The sequence below is a fragment of the Bacillus sp. RC251 genome (genome assembly GCF_044908765.1).
GTDB lineage: Bacteria > Bacillota > Bacilli > Bacillales > Bacillaceae_G > Bacillus_A > Bacillus_A wiedmannii.
The window spans coordinates 1,816,494-1,830,327 of the sequence record NZ_JBIYDP010000001.1 but is presented as its reverse complement, the minus strand read 5'-3'; the positions used below and the strand labels follow the sequence as shown (position 1 = coordinate 1,830,327).

Annotated in this window: 15 protein-coding genes; 9 read left to right on the top strand and 6 right to left on the bottom strand. The window is 36.2% G+C overall.

What is annotated here, in order from left to right; genetic code table 11:
• Positions 1 to 133: 133 nt before the first annotated feature.
• A complete protein-coding gene (locus tag ABH961_RS09260; RefSeq protein ID WP_000447228.1) occupies positions 134 to 898 on the bottom strand; it encodes a DUF1836 domain-containing protein in 765 nt (254 codons plus the stop codon).
• A gap of 259 nt (positions 899 to 1,157) precedes the next feature.
• On the opposite strand from ABH961_RS09260, the gene ABH961_RS09255 reads away from it, so the two are divergent.
• Both ABH961_RS09255 and ABH961_RS09250 read left to right on the top strand, forming a co-directional pair.
• Positions 1,158 to 1,607, top strand: coding sequence for a hypothetical protein (locus tag ABH961_RS09255; RefSeq protein WP_098047721.1), 450 nt, complete (start codon positions 1,158 to 1,160; stop codon positions 1,605 to 1,607).
• On the top strand, positions 1,595 to 1,903 hold the full coding sequence (locus ABH961_RS09250; protein WP_098642442.1) for a YxcD family protein: 309 nt from the start codon (positions 1,595 to 1,597) through the stop codon (positions 1,901 to 1,903). The genes ABH961_RS09255 and ABH961_RS09250 overlap by 13 nt, the downstream gene beginning before the upstream one ends.
• 24 nt (positions 1,904 to 1,927) lie before the next feature.
• Here ABH961_RS09250 and ABH961_RS09245 read toward each other — a convergent pair whose 3' ends face one another.
• The 4 genes from ABH961_RS09245 to ABH961_RS09230 form a co-directional block, all read right to left on the bottom strand.
• Positions 1,928 to 3,163 (bottom strand): NAD(P)/FAD-dependent oxidoreductase, encoded by a 1,236-nt coding sequence (locus tag ABH961_RS09245; RefSeq protein WP_048547435.1) that lies wholly within the window; start codon positions 3,161 to 3,163, stop codon positions 1,928 to 1,930.
• The gene (locus ABH961_RS09240; RefSeq protein WP_048547433.1) at positions 3,160 to 3,492 is read right to left on the bottom strand and encodes a (2Fe-2S)-binding protein; all 333 of its coding nucleotides are present in this window, start codon (positions 3,490 to 3,492) and stop codon (positions 3,160 to 3,162) included. The genes ABH961_RS09245 and ABH961_RS09240 overlap by 4 nt, the downstream gene beginning before the upstream one ends.
• On the bottom strand, positions 3,489 to 3,761 hold the full coding sequence (locus ABH961_RS09235; protein ID WP_048547431.1) for a (2Fe-2S)-binding protein: 273 nt from the start codon (positions 3,759 to 3,761) through the stop codon (positions 3,489 to 3,491). The genes ABH961_RS09240 and ABH961_RS09235 overlap by 4 nt, the downstream gene beginning before the upstream one ends.
• A gap of 75 nt (positions 3,762 to 3,836) precedes the next feature.
• Positions 3,837 to 5,498: a sigma-54 interaction domain-containing protein gene (locus tag ABH961_RS09230; RefSeq protein WP_048547429.1), complete on the bottom strand. Its 1,662-nt coding sequence runs from the start codon at positions 5,496 to 5,498 to the stop codon at positions 3,837 to 3,839.
• 182 nt (positions 5,499 to 5,680) lie between these two features.
• Here ABH961_RS09230 and ABH961_RS09225 point away from each other — a divergent pair, with 182 nt between their 5' ends.
• From ABH961_RS09225 to ABH961_RS09195, 7 genes are all read left to right on the top strand, one after another.
• A complete protein-coding gene (locus tag ABH961_RS09225; protein WP_098123836.1) occupies positions 5,681 to 6,856 on the top strand; it encodes an NAD(P)/FAD-dependent oxidoreductase in 1,176 nt (391 codons plus the stop codon).
• On the top strand, positions 6,853 to 7,890 hold the full coding sequence (locus ABH961_RS09220) for a proline racemase family protein (RefSeq protein WP_098047717.1): 1,038 nt from the start codon (positions 6,853 to 6,855) through the stop codon (positions 7,888 to 7,890). Before ABH961_RS09225 ends, ABH961_RS09220 begins: the two co-directional genes overlap by 4 nt.
• A complete protein-coding gene (locus ABH961_RS09215; RefSeq protein WP_098047716.1) occupies positions 7,887 to 8,828 on the top strand; it encodes a proline racemase family protein in 942 nt (313 codons plus the stop codon). Before ABH961_RS09220 ends, ABH961_RS09215 begins: the two co-directional genes overlap by 4 nt.
• A gap of 1 nt (position 8,829) precedes the next feature.
• A complete protein-coding gene (dapA, locus tag ABH961_RS09210) occupies positions 8,830 to 9,747 on the top strand; it encodes a 4-hydroxy-tetrahydrodipicolinate synthase (RefSeq protein ID WP_404519270.1) in 918 nt (305 codons plus the stop codon).
• An 18-nt stretch (positions 9,748 to 9,765) separates the two neighbouring features.
• Positions 9,766 to 11,250, top strand: a complete 1,485-nt coding sequence (locus ABH961_RS09205) for an aldehyde dehydrogenase family protein (protein WP_048547420.1) — start codon at positions 9,766 to 9,768, stop codon at positions 11,248 to 11,250.
• Between the two features lie 130 nt (positions 11,251 to 11,380).
• Positions 11,381 to 12,871, top strand: coding sequence for an alanine/glycine:cation symporter family protein (locus ABH961_RS09200; RefSeq protein WP_048547418.1), 1,491 nt, complete (start codon positions 11,381 to 11,383; stop codon positions 12,869 to 12,871).
• A gap of 30 nt (positions 12,872 to 12,901) precedes the next feature.
• A complete protein-coding gene (locus ABH961_RS09195; RefSeq protein WP_165775556.1) occupies positions 12,902 to 13,339 on the top strand; it encodes a carboxymuconolactone decarboxylase family protein in 438 nt (145 codons plus the stop codon).
• Positions 13,340 to 13,485: 146 nt separating this feature from the next.
• Here ABH961_RS09195 and ABH961_RS09190 read toward each other — a convergent pair whose 3' ends face one another.
• Positions 13,486 to 13,782: a hypothetical protein gene (locus ABH961_RS09190; RefSeq protein ID WP_048547416.1), complete on the bottom strand. Its 297-nt coding sequence runs from the start codon at positions 13,780 to 13,782 to the stop codon at positions 13,486 to 13,488.
• Positions 13,783 to 13,834: the final 52 nt, after the last annotated feature.

Genomic DNA, 13,834 nt, shown 5'->3' with positions numbered 1-13,834 from the left:
TAGTAATGATAATTACATAATCAAGAGCAATTGTAAAATGAAACTTATATGTAAACGATTTTTGCATCTTATATTGATATAAAAAACAAGCATCTCCCAGTTCTACATATAAGATAGGGGGATGCTTGTTTTTTTACGGTTTCACTTCTAAATTTTGTAAAAATAAAGTTGCTGTTACGTAACGTTTCGCTAACATTTGTACATAAGCGGTATGTACAGAAAGTGTGGCGATAATAATAGCGTTACGAATTGCTTCACGTTGTTCGTTGTTAACTTGATCGAACTTGCTTGCGATTTTATCAGCTTTTTCTTTTACGATGTTTTCAATTGTATGAACTGTATCTGTTGCATTTAGTTGTAAGCAATTCCCTTGATTGAGTTCTTCAAATAGGGAAGAGTATGCTCCATATAAATGAACAGGATTGATTAAGTCATCACTTCGATCGGCTGGGTCATTTACGATAAGGCGTAATAGCTTACGAATGGATTCAAAATCAAGTGCTGTTTTTAAATCTTCAACAATGAATAGTAAGGCTGCTTGTTCAATTGAATATTTTTTCCCTTTTTGAGGGGAGCCAATCATTTCTTTAATATCTCGTTTTACCCAGTTTTGCATGGCCGTTACTGAGAAACTTGTATTTTCAATCTGATTTCCAAGCGCAACTATTTCATTTAATGAAAAACCGACGTCTGTATCATCAATTTTAATCAGTTTTTCAAAAATAGGTGAAAGTGCGGTAGTAATAAAAGCAGTTACGCTTTGTCCGCTTTCAATATCTTTTTTATGTGACTTTGCCCACGCTTCTTGTAAAATACCGAGAGGCTTTTTCGTATTCCATCCTCTTAAAGATAGAAGAAGGGTAGCCATTTCGTTTCGTGTGAGATGAAATGTTTCCATCTTTTCACCTCCAAAAATATTAAAAAGTTCTTATGAACCTATAATATGTTTTGTTTCATTTAAAGTCAATTCTGTTTTGCTTAATTTTTCCTTTGTCACCAAACTGTTATAAGTAAATAATGCTTGCATATTTCGACAAAAGTTCATATAATAAGTTCATAAGAACCTTTAAAATGTTTTTAAAAACAAATCTATCATTCTTAATTTACTAGAAAGGTAGATTTCACATATATCTATATAAAAGGAGAATGGATATAATATGTTGAAAAAACTTGTAGCAGTCATGACAGCATTCATGGTTATCTTTGGAGCTAGTAGCTTCATGTTTGTAGATCACGCAGCAGCGAAGAGTTACAAATCTGGTAAGAAATCATACACACCAAGTTCTGGTCAAAAGTCAAAAGTTGATTTGAACAAAAAAGATAGTAACGTGAATTCACAAAAAACAACAACAGATTCAAAAAACAAAGCAACAAACACAGCACCAAAAAGTAATAAAGGAAGCTTTATGAAAGGTTTATTACTAGGTGGTCTTGGTGGTTTACTAATGGGTAGCTTATTTGCAAATATGGGAGCTCTTGGTTCTGTATTAGCGTTTATGGTAAATATGTTAGTAATGGCTGGTATCGTAATGTTAGCAGTTCGTGCATTTAAATACTTCAAAGATCAACGTAAGAAAAAGGCAGATGAAGTAGCATGGAAACAATAAAAATTTCTGAACAAGAATTAATAAATTCACTTTGCGTATATATCGCTGAAAAAAGACAAGTTGGTCCAGAAGAAGTTTTAGTTGAATTAATGTATGACGATGATTACGGTTTTTCTGCTGAAGTAGAAGTAAATGGTCGCAAACAAATTTTAATTCAAGCGAACTTAATCGAAGCATTGCGCTTATTACTTGACAGAGAATATAATGTCAATTCATTCGCAGCAAGATTACAACTTGAATTAGATGATGAAGAAGGCATTTACGCATTAGCAAAGTTTAATAACTCAAATGAATAGAAAAAAGAGCTGTTGAGAGTAATCTCAGCAGCTCTTTTTAGTATGAGCAAATGCTAGGGAATAATCACGCCATATTTCATTCATTTTCCGTCTACCGACATCAATCATCGGGTTAAATTGAATGGCAGCTTGTTGTCGTACGGTATGTACATGTTGGATCGCCTGTTGCAAGTGTTGTTCAACCGAATGGGATTTTGTATTTGCTTGTTTTACGATTGAATATCCAGCAACAGTTCCTTGTGCCATCGCGATTTTTCCGCTTTCAATCCCAGTGATATTTCCAGCTACAAATAAACGGGGAAGAGGGGTTTCCATTGTTTCGGAATGCAGTGGAACATGGCCGCCTAATTCCGGAATGTAACGGAAAGGACAGCCAGCTACAGCAGCAAGCTCAGCAAGAGGGTATAAGCCACCGGCAATACAAACGAAGTCTGCCTCATATATTTGTTCCGATCCAGTTATGATGTTTCCTTTCGTATCAATAGTAGCAACCCGTACACCTTCAACTTGATCTGTACCGATAATTTCAAGAGCTGCTTTTCGAAGGTGAAGTGGTGTGCCATTTATTTTCATACCGTTATTTGGATAGAAGTTTAATCCAGCTTGTTTCACCCAATTATATTTCATCAATCGACTACCTATACGTAATAAAGGTGATGGAGCAAGGTGTGCAGCATGTAAGAGAGAGTTTAAAACTTCTTCTGGTTCACCAGCCTTTTGACTTAATTCACTTTTTTCAGGAAGTACAATATGTTCCACTTTAATTCCCGCTAATTGTAATTCATTCAAAATAGCGAATGACAAAATGTTAGCGCCAATAATTACTCCTTTTCGCCCAACTTGAACGCGATGTACATTTGTCATTACTTGGGCTGCACCAATCGACATTACTCCTGGAAGTGTCCAACCAGGAAGGGGGATGGAGTACTCAGCAGCGCCAGTAGCAAGTAAAACGAACGGCGCTTCTAACGTACCGATATTCGTATGTACGAACCAAGAACTTTCATCTTTATCTAAATTATAGACGGAAATGCCGCATCGAATATCAACTGAAAGTGATTTTGCTTCTTCGTGAAGGCGTTTTGATTCTTCTATTCCGTTCCACCATTCTCCAGTAGGTTCTTGATGTAATTGTCCGAGCAACCTTCCGCCAGGCTTCATAAATTCATCAATAACAAGTACATTTAGTCCAAAACGAGCACAAGAGATGGAGGCTGACAAACCTGCTGGTCCAGCTCCGATAATAATGACATCATTCATCGCTTTTTCACCATCTCTCTCACGATATTTGGATGCTGTTTGCCGCTATTAACTACCATGTCTTTTTCAACAACAGTTAAGCATGCTCGTACGTTCGTTTGATTGTTTACTGTCACGCGGCATTCAGAACAATGCCCGATATTACAGTAAATACCTCGCGGCGTCCCGCTATCTTCATGCACTCTTAAAGTTCTTATTCCGTTTGCAAGTAAAGCGGCCGCAATCGTTTCATGTTCATATGCTTCATATTGTTGCCCGTTAAATTGGAAAGTGATGCGATTACTACTATTTAAACTCCCTAAAACAGGATGATAGGTAATTCTATTCATTTATTTTCACCTACCGCTCCAAAGGTAACTGCGCGCACTGGTGGTTGATATTTTAATGGAATTTCATTAGTAGTTACTTCAGGATTTGCACTTTCAATCATTCGATCTATCATCATTCTACATGTGCGGCCACCGCAAAATCCCATGCAAGCACGTGTTCTTAGTTTTAATTCTCTCGCCGAGCAATTATATTCAGCAATTGTCGATTGAAGTTGACCGTATGTAACTTCTTCACATCGACAAACAATTACATGATCTTTATTCGTCATATGTATTCCTCCTCTAGTTCGGTTTGCACAAATTATATAATGCAAAAACTATGCCAATATAGAGGAGGGAAACGGTTATTGTAAACCAAGTTTTTTTAAACGGTTATATAAAGTGGCTCTCGTAACACCGAGTTGTTTCGCGCACTCTAATTTATTCCCATTTAAAATGCGTAAAGCCCTCTCAATAACTTTCTTCTCATGTTCATCCATTTCTTCTTGTAAAGAAAGGATTGTATGATTGTTGCTGAGTAATAGGGAATGAGCCGTATGATTGTCTAACGTTTCAGTTGTATGAAATGGTAAATATTCTTGTTTTATAATACCGTCAGTCGCAAATACGACAAGTCTTTCAACAACGTTACGAAGTTCGCGAATATTACCTGGCCAATTGTAATGAAGCAGTTCATGCATAATGCTAGAAGGTAAGTCACGAATTGGTCTGTTATAGTTGATTGAAAAATCGTTTAAAAAAGAATAGGTTAATTCAATAATATCCTCGCGTCTTTCGCGCAGCGGTGGAATATGCAAGCTAACTACATTTAGGCGATAGTATAAATCTTCTCGGAACGTTCCTTTTCTCATTTCCTCTTGTAAATCACGATTTGTAGCAGCGATAATGCGGAAATTAATATGAATCTCTTTTTCTCCACCAACTCGGTAATATTTTCGTTCTTGTAGTACACGTAAAAGCTTTACTTGCATATCGAGTGGCATTTCTCCTATTTCATCTAGGAATAATGTACCGCCTTGCGCGAGCTCTATTTTACCCTTTTTCCCTTTACTATTTGCACCAGAAAACGCCCCGCGCTCATACCCGAATAATTCACTTTCAAATAACGCTTCTGGAATGGCGCCGCAGTTAATTGAAATGAAAGGTGCTTTAGCTGCTTCACTTGCTTCATGGATTGCTTTCGCAAATACTTCTTTTCCAACACCACTTTCTCCGAGTATTAAAACTGTTGATTTCACCGAACACACCTTTCTAGCTAATTGTATCGTTCTTTGTATAACAGGACTCTTTCCATTCATCGCAAGGAAAGGATCGGATTCATCTTTGTACTTTGCGACCTCTTGTTCTAATCGGTGCATTTCATGTGACATATTAAATAGTTTTTCATTTAAAGCAACTTGATTCGTAACATCAGTTTCTGAAACGACTGCTCCAATAATTTCATCGTTACAATACACTGGGTTTGAATTAATTAATACAAATAAATCTGGACGAGGCTGATGGAACTGTGCAATTATGCTTTTTCCGTCATGTAATGATTGCAAAATTTCCAAATCTTTATAGTCAAAAAAGCGAGTGATAGGTTGTCCAATAATTTCAGTATGGTTGACTGAAAAAATCTTTTCGGCGCCATCTGTCCAAGTACGAACACATTCTTTATCATCGATAACTGTAACAGAAGAATCAGTTGTTTGTATTACGGTGTTATAGAAAGATTGTAGTTCATTGTAAGACTTAACAAGAAACGGAATGATTTGCTGAGCCGTTATACAGCATATAGGCTCTTTATTTTCGTTTATTACGATAACAATCATTTCATGAGAAAATGCGTCAATTAAAGTGTTGAATGAATCATCTTCATCTATAACTGCACAGTTGTATTTTTCTGTAGTAGAAGGGCTGTAATAAAACTTTTCGTTAACTTGCTCAATATGTTGCAAATTGTTTGTGTGATCAATTAATAAAGTTTTTAGAAATTCTTGTATTGTGGGAAATGAGAATGCCATATTGTCCTCCTATTATGTATAAAAATTTTGACAGTGATAAAAAAATAATACACCTATTTATGATAAATTCAAAATATTTTTACAAAATAAAAATATTATTTGTAAAAAGTGTATATATGTAGAGTTGGCACGTCAATTGCATAAAAGAAAGTGAGGGAGTAAAAAGAAGGGAGGGGTGCTACGTGAGGCACTGTGACGTTTTAATAATAGGCGGTGGTATTATAGGATGTTCTATCGCTTATTACACATCAAAATATGGAAGAGACGTAACAATCATTGAAAAAGGAGAATTTGTCAGTGGGACGTCTTCACGGTGTGACGGAAATATTTTGGCTATTGATAAAGACCCAGGGTTTGATAGTCAAATGTCATTAGTAAGTCAAAGATTAGTAACTGATTTAAGTGAAGAGTTAGAGCACTCATTTGAATATAGGGCGCCAGGAAGTATTCTCGTATGTGAGTCGGACGAAGAGATGGAAGCAGCGCTGCAATGGGTAAATCGTCAAAAAGAAGCTGGATTACCATTTCGAATGCTTGATAGAAAAGATATAAGAGCAGAATCACCATTTTTCGCGGACGATTTATTAGGCGGGTTAGAATGCGCAACGGATTCGACTGTAAATCCATATCTTCTCGCTTTTTCACTTCTTGCAGAATCGAAGAAGTTTGGTACGAAAGTTTTTAATCATACAGAAGTAAAAGAAATGAAAAGAGATATAGACGGTTCCTTTATTGTAGAAACGACAAATGGGACGTTTACTGCGAAGCAAGTAGTAAACGCAGCTGGTGTATGGGCTCCAAAGATCGGAGAAATGTTGGATGTAAATATCCCAATTGAACCGAGAAAAGGACATATTATTGTAGCTTCAAGGCAACAACACGTTGGTTGCCGTAAAGTAATGGAATTTGGTTATTTAATTTCTAAATTTGGCGGAAAACGAAAAGTGGATGCTTTAACTGAAAAATATGGGGTAGCTCTTGTGTTTGAGCCGACAGAAAGCCAAAATTTTTTAATTGGTAGTAGTAGAGAGTTTGTAGGATTTCATACGAGGATAAATAACGAGGTAATTAAATGTATTGCGAACAGAGCAATACGCTTTTATCCGAAAATGGCGGATATGATGGTGATTCGTTCATACGCTGGATTACGTCCGTGGACAGAAGACCATTTGCCAATCATTTCACGTGTGGAACATATCCCGAATTACTTTATAGCAGCAGGGCATGAGGGGGACGGCATTAGCCTTGCCGCAGTTACTGGGAAAGTGATTGAAGAGTTATTAAATGAAAAAGAAACAATCATTCCTATTGAACCACTTCGTTTGAGTCGTTTTACAGAAAGGGTGTTAAACGGATGAGGTCACAAAGAGTCTTTACGACAATTGATACACATACAGGCGGGAATCCAACGAGAACATTGATTAGCGGACTGCCAAAGTTAATTGGAGAGACGATGGCAGAGAAGATGTTACATATGAAAAAGGAGTATGACTGGATTCGCAAATTGTTAATGAATGAACCGCGTGGTCATGATGTCATGTCAGGAGCATTATTAACAGATCCATGTCATCCTGAAGCAGATATTGGTGTTATTTACATAGAAACAGGTGGATATTTACCGATGTGTGGTCACGATACAATTGGTGTATGTACAGCTTTAATTGAATCAGGTTTAATTCCGGTAGTTGAACCGATTACTTCGTTAAAGTTAGACACGCCAGCCGGCTTAGTTGAAGTTGATATCTTTGTTCAAGATGGAAAAGCGAAAGAAGTCTCTTTCTGTAACATACCAGCTTTTTTACTGAAACATATCACCGTACAAGTCGAAGGAATTGGAACTGTTAAAGCAGATATTGCGTATGGAGGAAATTTCTATGCCATTATTGATGCGAAGTCAGTAGGTTTAGAGTTAGTACCGGAAAATGCATCTACAATTATCGATAAGGCAATTCATATTAGAAATATCATAAATGAGAAATTTGAAATCATTCATCCGCAGTATTCGTTTATTAGAGGGTTAACCCATATTGAATTTTATACAGATCCTACTCATGAAAGTGCTCATGTGAAAAATACAGTTGTCGTTCCGCCAGGAGGAATTGATCGTTCTCCATGTGGTACAGGAACATCAGCGAAGCTAGCTGTATTATACGCAAATCAAAAAATTGAAGTGGATGAAGAGTTTATTCATGAGAGTATCGTTGGCTCTTTATTTAAAGGGTGCGTCATAAATACAACATCTGTAGAAAATATTGAAGCTGTCGTAACGAAAATTACAGGTTCAGCCTGGCTTATGGGTATGCATAGATTTTTTTACAATGAAAAGGATCCGCTGAAAGAAGGCTTTTTGCTAATTCCGCCGATGGAACATGAAACGGAGGATGTAAAATGAACATTCAAAAAATGTATACAGCAGTAGACGTACACGTAAATGGCGAGGCATTTCGTGTAATAAAAGATGTACCATGTAAGTACTACTACAATTTAGAACAATTAAGCGAACAATTCTCAGGTGAATTAGCAGATGAAATGCAGCTTTTATTAAATGAACCGCGTGGTTTTATCGGTTTAAATGGATGTATCGTCGTTCCTTCTATTCATTCGGAAGTCGATGCAGCTGTATTATTTTTTAATCATGAAGGATCAATTCCTCTCCACTACGGAGGTATTGTCGCAGTCATAACGATGTTACTAGAAAGCGGGTATTTAAAAAAGAGAGAGACGAATCAATACAAAATCGAAACGTTATCTGGCATATTCTCAGTCTATGCGTATGTAGAGAATGATGAAGTAGTCTCTGTTTCGTTTGAAAGCAAACTATGTTATATGATTGAGAAAAATTTACAAGTCGGTAATTTAAGTTACTCTCTCATACAGGCAGATAAAGTATATGCTGTTGTAGAAAAAGGTGCGTATTCGCCAGAAATTCGTATTGAAAACATTTCTGAATTGAAAAAATGGGGAGAAGCTACACTACAAGCTATACAAAAACAATCACTTATAAAAAGACTTATTTTAGTAGATTCTTCGCAGAAAGAAAAGAACCATATAAAGTCGATTACATTTCATGAAGATAATTTCATCGTACGTTCGCCAGGATTTGTCTCTACTATTGTGTCTTTTGTTCATACATTATTTAAAAATGATTATATAGCGGATAAACCTTTTATAAATGAAAGTATATTTAATAGCTTTATAACTGTTGAAAAAGTGAAGAAGGAAGAAACGGGTTACATTTTCCGTTTCGAAAGTAGAGGTTTTATTACAGGGATGCAGACGTTTCTATTAGACCATACAGATCCGTTTCCGACAGGATTTTTACTAAAATAAAATGGTAAAGGGAGAGATAAATATGAAAAAAATTAAAGGGGCATTTCCAGTATTAATCACACCGATGGATGAGTTGCAAGAAATTAATTGGAACGGTGTAAAACAAAACGTAAACTATTTTATTGAGCAAAAAGTAGCTGGCATTATTATTAATGGAAGTACAGGGGAGTTTGTTAGTTTATCAAAAGAAGAACGATTTAAAATGGTAGAAACAGTATTAAAAGAAGTTGATGGCCGTATTCCAGTTATTGTAGGAACTGCAGCAGAAACGACGAAAGAAACGATTGAATATACGAAACATGCAGAAGCACACGGAGCGGATTGCGCATTAATTATTAACTCGTACTATTGTAAGCCGAAAGAAGAGGAAATTTATTTTCATTTTAAAGAAATCTCAAACGCTGTAAATATACCAATTATGTTATACAATAATCCGTTTACTTCTGGTGTTGATATGATTACAGAGCTCATGCTACGTATTGGAAAAGAATGTGAAAATGTTACACATATTAAAGAATCTAGCGGAGATATTCGTAAAGCAAGAGATTTAGTACGACAAGGCGAAGGTGCTTTTCAAGTATTCTGTGGATCTGAAGATTTAGTTATGGAATCTTATTTAGTAGGTGCAACGGGATGGGTTTCAGTAGCAGGAAATATCGTGCCGGGACTTGTTACGAAAATGTATGAGCATTTCCAAAATGGTGAATTAGAAAAAGCTTGGGAAATAAACGATGCTATTTTACCTCTTTGCGAGTTTCTTGAAGGATCAGGAAAATATGTACAAATTGTTAAACGCTCAATGGAATTACACGGGCAAGCAGGGGGACCTTCTCGTTATCCGAGACTCGGATTAACTGAAGAAGAAGATCAAAAACTTCAAACGATTATTTCAAAAATTGCAGCTCATGCAGCTGTTTAAATAAGGAGGAGAGCATATATGTTAACGACAAACATTGAGCTGAGACCAAAAGTGAAAGCGTTTTTAAATGAAGAAATTAAAATGTTTATTAATGGTGAATTTGTACCTTCCATTAGCGGGAAGACATTTGAGACATACAATCCAGCAACAGAAGATGTTTTAGCTGTCGTATGCGAAGCGCGAGAAGAGGATATTGATGTAGCGGTAAAAGCTGCAAGATCTGCATTTGAATCAGGACCTTGGGTAGAAATGACTACCGCTGAAAGAGCGCACCTTATTTATAAATTAGCAGACTTAATTGAAGAGCATGGAGAAGAATTAGCGCAGTTAGAAGCTTTAGATAATGGAAAACCATATCAAGTAGCACTGGATGATGATATTGCAGCGACTGTAGAAAATTATCGTTATTATGCGGGATGGGCTACGAAAATTATCGGGCAAACGATTCCGATTTCAAAAGATTACTTAAATTACACACGCCATGAACCTGTTGGCGTTGTAGGTCAAATTATTCCTTGGAATTTTCCACTCGTTATGTCTTCTTGGAAAATGGGAGCTGCACTAGCAACAGGTTGTACAATCGTATTAAAACCAGCAGAGCAAACGCCTTTATCGTTATTATATACAGCGAAGCTCTTTAAAGAAGCAGGTTTTCCAAACGGTGTTGTAAACTTTGTTCCAGGTTTTGGCCCTGAAGCAGGAGCTGCAATCGTAAACCATCATGATATTGATAAAGTAGCCTTCACAGGTTCAACAGTTACAGGGAAATATATTATGCGTCAATCTGCAGAAACAATTAAACATGTAACGTTAGAACTTGGTGGTAAATCACCAAATATCATTTTAGAAGATGCTGATTTAGAAGAAGCGATTAACGGTGCATTCCAAGGCATTATGTATAATCACGGCCAAAATTGTAGTGCTGGATCTCGCGTGTTCGTTCACCGAAAACATTACGAAACAGTCGTAAATGAACTAGTGAAAATGGCGAATAACGTGAAACTTGGAGCAGGTATGGAGAAGGAAACGGAAATGGGGCCACTCGTATCTAAAAAGCAACAAGAACGTGTGCTACATTACATTGAACAAGGAAAAGCAGAAGGCGCTACTGTTGCTGCTGGTGGTGAACGGGCATTTGAAAAAGGATATTTTGTACAGCCAACAGTTTTCACAAATGTTACTGATGATATGACAATTGTGAAAGAAGAAATTTTTGGACCAGTTGTCGTTGTACTTCCATTTGATTCAACAGAAGAGGTTATCGAAAGAGCAAATCGCTCTTCATACGGACTCGCTGCGGGCGTATGGACACAAAATATTAAAACAGGACATCAAGTTGCCAATAAATTAAAGGCAGGAACAGTATGGATTAATGATTATAACTTAGAAAATGCAGCTGCACCATTTGGTGGGTTTAAACAATCTGGAATCGGTCGTGAGTTAGGTTCATATGCGCTTGATAACTATACAGAAGTGAAAAGCGTTTGGGTAAATATAAAGTAATAGAGAATCTAACTGTTAATAAATAGAGGGATGAAATAATGAGAGATACGGACAACTGTAAGGTTTAATAATAGTTGTCCGTTTTCTTATATATAAAATAGTTTTCAAAAGAATGTTAAGGGGGATTTGGATGGAGCAATTAGTAGAGTGGTTAGTAGGGCAAGTATGGAGTATTGGGTTAGTTGTTTTTGCATTAGGGGCAGGTGTGTATTTTACAATTGCCACTCGTTTTTTGCAAATTCGTTATTTTAAAGAGATGATTAAACTATTATTTGAAGGGAAGAGCTCGGAGACGGGAATTTCATCCTTTCAAGCATTTTGTTTAGCGTTATCTGGTAGGGTTGGAATAGGTAATATCGCAGGGGTCGCGACAGCAATCGCTTTTGGCGGACCAGGAGCTGTGTTTTGGATGTGGGTAATGGCTCTTTTAGGAGCAGCGAGTGCATTTGTTGAATCAACATTATCTCAAGTGTATAAAAGTAAAGTTGGGAATGAATACCGAGGTGGTACACCATATTTCATTGAAAAAGGCCTGGAAATGAAATGGTTTGCAGTTATTGTAGCGGTCGTTGTAACACTTTCATATGGCGTTTTATTACCAGGTATTCAATCTAGTAGTATCGCAGTTGGTTTTGAAAACTCTAACGGTATTAGTAAATATATAACTGGTATATTGTTAGTCGTATTATTAGCAGCGATCATTTTTGGTGGTGTAAAGAGAATAGCTGGCGTTTCGCAAATGCTCGTTCCATTTATGGCAATAGGTTATGTAATTGTTACATGTATCGTATTAATTGCGAATGTAACAGAAATTCCAAGTATGTTCGCTTTAATTTTCTCTAGTGCTTTTGGTGTAAATGAAATGTTTGGCGGAATCGTTGGTGCAGCAATCGCTTGGGGCGTAAAGCGTGCTGTATTTTCAAATGTTGCTGGTGTTGGAGAAGCGACGTATAGCTCCGCTGCTGCTGAAGTATCCCATCCTGCAAAACAAGGGTTAGTTCAAGCGTTTTCTGTATATATCGATACAATTGTTGTATGTACAGCGACAGCTCTTATGATTTTAATAACAGGTATGTATAATGTTATACCGGAAGGGAAAAGCGCTATTGTAAAAAATATAGGGAATGTTGATGCAGGTCCAATTTATACACAACAAGCAGTTGAAACTGTTATGACAGGGTTTGGTCCATTATTCATTTCAATCGCAATCTTCTTCTTCGCATTTACAACTTTACTCGCATACTACTATATCGCTGAAACGACACTTACTTATTTAGATCGTGAGCTTAAACATAGCTGGTTAAAACCAGTTTTAAAAATTGGATTTTTAATTATGGTTTACATCGGTAGCGTAGAATCAGCGTCGCTTTTATGGAATCTTGGAGATTTAGGAATCGGTAGCATGGCATGGTTAAACTTAATTGCGATTCTACTATTAAGTAAAATCGCATTAAAAGTGTTAAAAGATTATGAAGCACAGAAAAAGGAAGGGAAAGATCCCGTGTTTGATCCTAAAAAAGTTGGGATTGAAGGATTAGTTTTTTGGGAGGAGAGAAGTAAAGAGATTGAAAGGAAAAACTATAAAGAACAAACGGTAGAGGATGATAATCTGAAATTATAGTTAAAATAAACTGAATATTCATTCTTTTTAGTGTTGTATATTGCCTTCTTTTCATCACATACTACAATAGGTACACATAATTGGAATGGAGGTAATAATAAAATGGAACACGAACAACATAGTTCAGTAAATGACGTTCTACATCATTATAAAGAAGGAATCGGTAGTTTTACAAACCAAATTCCTGAAATTGCTGAAACATATAATGCATTCACGCAAGCTTGTTTTCAAGAGGGTTCTTTAACAAAAAGGGAAAAACAACTTATCGCATTAGGAATTAGTCTAGCAACGCAAGATGAATATTGTACCGTTTATCATACAAAAGGTTGTCTTGATCAAGGGTGTTCAGATAAAGAAATTTTGGAAGCGTGTGGTGTATCAGCGGCATTTGCTGGCGGAGCTGCAATGAGTCAAGCGGTAACATTAGTACAAGAGTGTTTAAGTGAACTGAAAAATCAGAAGCATTGAATGTAAAAGAACGTTTTAAACTTTATGTTTAAAACGTTCTTTTACGTGAGATTAAATTTGAGTATAAAAAGTATCTGGTATGTGATGTATTAAAGTAAGAATTTTAAATTTAGTCGGAATGAGAAATAACTACTATTTATTTAGTATTAAGATTTTCTAAAAAGTTTCAATTGTTTCATATAATCAATAGCTTTTGTTTTGTTCTTTTGTTTACATACATATTCGAATTCATTCTTATCTCGATAATAACAATTCATTATTTCTTCTGTAAGAAATCCATCGGAAATAGCTTTTTTAATTGCGCAATGTGGTTCATTTGTATGAGTGCAGTTAGAGAATTTACAGCTCATAGATATCTCTTCGATATCTTCATAGCCAAGATTAAAGTTGTCCTCATGTTTTATTAAGTCAAAACCTGTGTTACTAATGGTTAATCCCTCCACTTTTCAATGAGTTTTTTAGAAGTACGCATACAAAAATTCTACCGTCTTTAAG

Bases quoted from the DNA above. Each gene is read 5' to 3' on its own strand.
- ABH961_RS09215 (WP_098047716.1), top strand. From the start codon at position 7,887: ATGAACATTCAAAAAATGTATACAGCAGTAGACGTACACGTAAATGGC.
- ABH961_RS09240 (WP_048547433.1), bottom strand. From the start codon at position 3,492: ATGAATAGAATTACCTATCATCCTGTTTTAGGGAGTTTAAATAGTAGT.
- ABH961_RS09255 (WP_098047721.1), top strand. From the start codon at position 1,158: ATGTTGAAAAAACTTGTAGCAGTCATGACAGCATTCATGGTTATCTTT.
- dapA (WP_404519270.1), top strand. From the start codon at position 8,830: ATGGTAAAGGGAGAGATAAATATGAAAAAAATTAAAGGGGCATTTCCA.
- ABH961_RS09200 (WP_048547418.1), top strand. From the start codon at position 11,381: ATGGAGCAATTAGTAGAGTGGTTAGTAGGGCAAGTATGGAGTATTGGG.
- ABH961_RS09245 (WP_048547435.1), bottom strand. From the start codon at position 3,163: ATGAATGATGTCATTATTATCGGAGCTGGACCAGCAGGTTTGTCAGCC.
- ABH961_RS09230 (WP_048547429.1), bottom strand. From the start codon at position 5,498: ATGGCATTCTCATTTCCCACAATACAAGAATTTCTAAAAACTTTATTA.
- ABH961_RS09250 (WP_098642442.1), top strand. From the start codon at position 1,595: ATGGAAACAATAAAAATTTCTGAACAAGAATTAATAAATTCACTTTGC.
- ABH961_RS09220 (WP_098047717.1), top strand. From the start codon at position 6,853: ATGAGGTCACAAAGAGTCTTTACGACAATTGATACACATACAGGCGGG.
- ABH961_RS09205 (WP_048547420.1), top strand. From the start codon at position 9,766: ATGTTAACGACAAACATTGAGCTGAGACCAAAAGTGAAAGCGTTTTTA.
- ABH961_RS09260 (WP_000447228.1), bottom strand. From the start codon at position 898: ATGGAAACATTTCATCTCACACGAAACGAAATGGCTACCCTTCTTCTA.
- ABH961_RS09235 (WP_048547431.1), bottom strand. From the start codon at position 3,761: ATGACGAATAAAGATCATGTAATTGTTTGTCGATGTGAAGAAGTTACA.